General features: G+C 31.4%; 4 protein-coding genes. All 4 read right to left on the reverse strand.

The window, feature by feature from the left end; genetic code table 11:
• Nucleotides 1–227 precede the first annotated feature (227 nt).
• Nucleotides 228–932: an SDR family oxidoreductase gene (locus tag ACI32A_RS01060; protein ID WP_439753167.1), complete on the reverse strand. Its 705-nt coding sequence runs from the start codon at nucleotides 930–932 to the stop codon at nucleotides 228–230.
• An 8-nt stretch (nucleotides 933–940) separates the two neighbouring features.
• A complete protein-coding gene (locus tag ACI32A_RS01065) occupies nucleotides 941–1,471 on the reverse strand; it encodes an ECF transporter S component (RefSeq protein ID WP_439753168.1) in 531 nt (176 codons plus the stop codon).
• The gene (locus ACI32A_RS01070; RefSeq protein ID WP_439753169.1) at nucleotides 1,468–2,397 is read right to left on the reverse strand and encodes a nucleoside hydrolase; all 930 of its coding nucleotides are present in this window, start codon (nucleotides 2,395–2,397) and stop codon (nucleotides 1,468–1,470) included. The genes ACI32A_RS01065 and ACI32A_RS01070 overlap by 4 nt, the downstream gene beginning before the upstream one ends.
• Before the next feature lie 96 nt (nucleotides 2,398–2,493).
• A complete protein-coding gene (locus ACI32A_RS01075) occupies nucleotides 2,494–3,744 on the reverse strand; it encodes a diaminopimelate decarboxylase (protein ID WP_439753170.1) in 1,251 nt (416 codons plus the stop codon).
• Between the last annotated feature and the right edge of the window lie 79 nt (nucleotides 3,745–3,823).

The following is a 3,823-nucleotide window of genomic DNA, read 5'->3' on the forward strand; positions in this document are numbered from 1 at the left end:
GTATTTTTATTCATTTAAAAATCCTCCTTATAATATTCAATTGTTTTATAAGTTATCCCGCAGTTTAAACATGTTTGTATCTCCTTTTGTATATTCATCTTATCATATTTAGAAATCATGATTTTGGTTATTTTTTACATCATATCATTTATTATTTACATAAAGTAAATTGTGAAAACAAAGTGACAATTACTCCTAAAAAAAAAGAACACATTGTGTGTTCTACATTATTCTTTATATGTCCACCCATTTTCTTCATGATAAATCATGAGTTTTGTCATTCCGCCATCTATACATATATTTTCTCCATCAATAAAACTAGCTTGATCTGAACATAAAAATAAAATTAAATTTGCTATGTCTTCTGGTTTTCCAACTCGTTTGACTAATTGTTGATTGGCATCGGCTCCTGTATATATAACTCCATTTGTTTCAATCCATCCAGGTGAAATAGAATTGACTCTTACTTTTCCTTGTAAAGAAACAGCTAAAGCATGTGTCAAAGAGGATATGCCACCTTTTGCAGCAGCATAGCTTTCGCTTTGTGGCATACTCATTTTTTCTCTTGTCGAAGATATATTGATAATACTTCCTTTTTCATTGAAATAATCTTTGAATAGTTTACTCAAATAAAATGGAGCTGTAATACCTACTTTTAAAGCATATTCAAATTCTTCATAACTACATAAATTAATTCCTTTTTTTACGGGCATAGCATTATTAATCAAATAATCAATATGTCCATGTTTTTTAACAACATAAGATACAAAATCTTCTAATACTTCTTTTTTAGAAATATCTCCTACATAATGATTTCCTTCGACAATATCTATAACTTCTACTTTAGCTCCTTTTTCTTCAAAAGCTTCTTTAGTTGCTTTTCCAATACCATGAGCTCCTCCTGTAATGACCACCACTTTATTTGTAAACATATGTCCTCCTATTTTTTATATTTTTCTGGAATTCGTGTGACAATAAATGTTGTTAATGAAAATGCAATAAATTTATCTACGAAATCTGTAATGACTTGTACCACAAAACATGCCATTGTTAATCCTAAAGGTGTTTTTAATAGTTGAACTAACATACTGGATCCACTGGATGTAATGCCTCCAAATAAATAAGACGTAATGCAAGCAGATAAAAAGGATGTGGGTAAGACAACAATTAGTGTTGTAAGTATTAAACTTAAAATATTGTCTTTTTTATATATCCAGATAAGTCCTGTTAATAGGCCTAATAAAATGCCTACGGGTGCGTAATATAGAGAAAAGGCATCGCCCATCATAAAGAATATGGTTCCACTTAATACATTGGGAATCATTCCGTAAATGGGTCCATATATAGCTGCAATAAAAATTGTTCCTATACAGTCTAAATAAATTGGTAATCTTAACATGAATGCGATTTGGGCTCCAATTAAGTTTATACAAATCGCAAAGGCTATCATACTGATTTTTCTTACGTTCATTTGATTCTCCTTAATAAACAGTCATAAAATAAATTGAAAAATTTTTCTTCATTGACTTGGGTGCAAATAAAAGCATTGGCTTGTTTTCGATAAAAATTATGATCATCCACAATGGATTGTCCAATGGACAGGCTTTTGGTTTCAATTTGTACAAAAGATTCAAAGCCAGAACAAATAGAAGGGTCTATAAAATAGGCAATGGCCAATGGATCATTAATGACACATCCCACTAAGTGTTCCCATTCTAAATGAAATTGAAAATAAAATTTTGTGATTTTTTCAACGAAGTTTCCCACTCTTGGATTTTCTTTTTTCATATAATCAAGTCTTTTTGGTGTTAATACAATTTTTCGAGTAACATCTAGTCCTACCATATGAATTTTCTTTCCAGAATTATAGACAAGACTGGCTGCATCGGGGTCACACCAGTAATTGTATTCAGCAACAGGTGAACAATTGCCATGACTTTTATAGTTTCCGCCCATGGATATGAGTTGTTCTATATTGTCATATGCTTCTTTATCTTTTTTGAGTAATAAAGCTAAATTTGTTAATGGACCAATCGCAATAATAGAGCATTTTTCTTTTTTCAATGTATTTGATAAAAACGAAATCGCATCTTCTTTTTGTTCATAGCCTTCTATTTCTTCTAAAAAGCTTTCCCCTAGTCCATCGCTTCCATGGGTATCTAATGCATTTATATAATTTCTTTTTAAAGGTTGACTAGCTCCTGAAAAAACAGGTACATCCAATCGATTCATAAATTTCAATATTTTTTTGGCATTGGAAAAACCCATTTCAACTGGACAATTTCCTGCCACAATTGTAATTCCTAATACTTCTATATCTGGATGAGATAATGCCATCATAATGGCTAAACTATCATCTATTCCTGGATCACAGTCTATAATTATTTTTCTTTTCATATATTCCTCACAAAAAAAAGTGCCAAAATAGGCACTTAAAAATACAATACCTATTATTATACTGGGAGGCTTATAAAAACCAGTTTTATTCAATTTTTAATCCCAAAAACCATCCAATGTTCTAAAATAATCATCAGGTGTTTCGGCTCTACGAATCATTTTTGTACTTCCATCTTCTTTTAATAAAATTTCAGAACTACGTAAACGACCATTGTAGTTATATCCCATAGAAAAACCATGCGCACCTGTATCATGAATTACCAATAAATCTCCAATATCAATTTTTGGCAAATGACGATCAATCGCAAATTTATCGGAGTTTTCACATAAAGAACCTGTTACATCATAAATATGATCACAAGCCTGGTTTTCTTTTCCCATGACTGTAATATGATGATAGGCTCCATAAATAGCTGGTCGCATTAAATTAGCTGCACAGGCATCCACGCCAATATATTCTTTATGAATATGTTTTTCATGAATAACACGAGTGACTAAACATCCATTGGGAGCTAACATAAAACGTCCTAATTCAGTAAAGATCTTTATATTTCCAAGTCCTGCTGGCACTAATATTTCATCAAAGGCTTTATGTACGCCTTCACCTATCACAAAAATATTATTGGGTTCTTTATCCGGTGTATATGGAATTCCTACTCCACCTGATAAATTAATAAACGACAATTCAATGCCTGTTTCTTCTTTAATTTCTACCACTAATTGAAATAAAATACGAGCCAATGCTGGATAATATTCATTGGAAACTGTATTCGATGCCAAAAACGCATGAATACCAAATTTTTTTGCTCCTAATTCTTTTAAACGAACATAGGCTTCTTTTATTTGAGAAGGCGTCATTCCATATTTCGCATCACCTGGATTATCCATAATATCAGTTCCCAATTCAAATTTTCCACCTGGATTGAATCGACAACAAATGGTTTCAGGTATTCCGGCTTCTTTTTCTAAAAAATCAATATGTGTAATATCGTCTAAGTTAATAATGGCTCCTAATTCCTTGGCTTTTTTAAATTCATTGGCAGGTGTATCATTGGATGAAAACATAATTTCATCACCGACAATGCCACATTTTTCAGACATCATTAATTCAGTTAAAGACGAACAATCAGTTCCACATCCTTCTTCATGTAAGATTTTTAAAATCGTTGGATTGGGTGTGGCTTTCACCGCAAAATATTCTTTGAATCCTGGATTCCAGGAAAAAGCTTTATATAAATCACGTGCAGTCTGGCGAATGCCTTTTTCGTCATATAAATGAAAAGGCGTTGAATATTGTTGACAAATATTTTCGAGTTGTTCTTTTGATACAAATGGTACTTTATTCATAAATAAGTTCCTTCCTTTTATCATAAAGTATAAACAAAACCAAAATGATTGTCTAGTTTTTCAAATCTGTTACAATAAA

Source organism: Floccifex sp., assembly GCF_051873555.1.
Taxonomy (GTDB): Bacteria; Bacillota_I; Bacilli_A; order Erysipelotrichales; family Erysipelotrichaceae; genus Floccifex.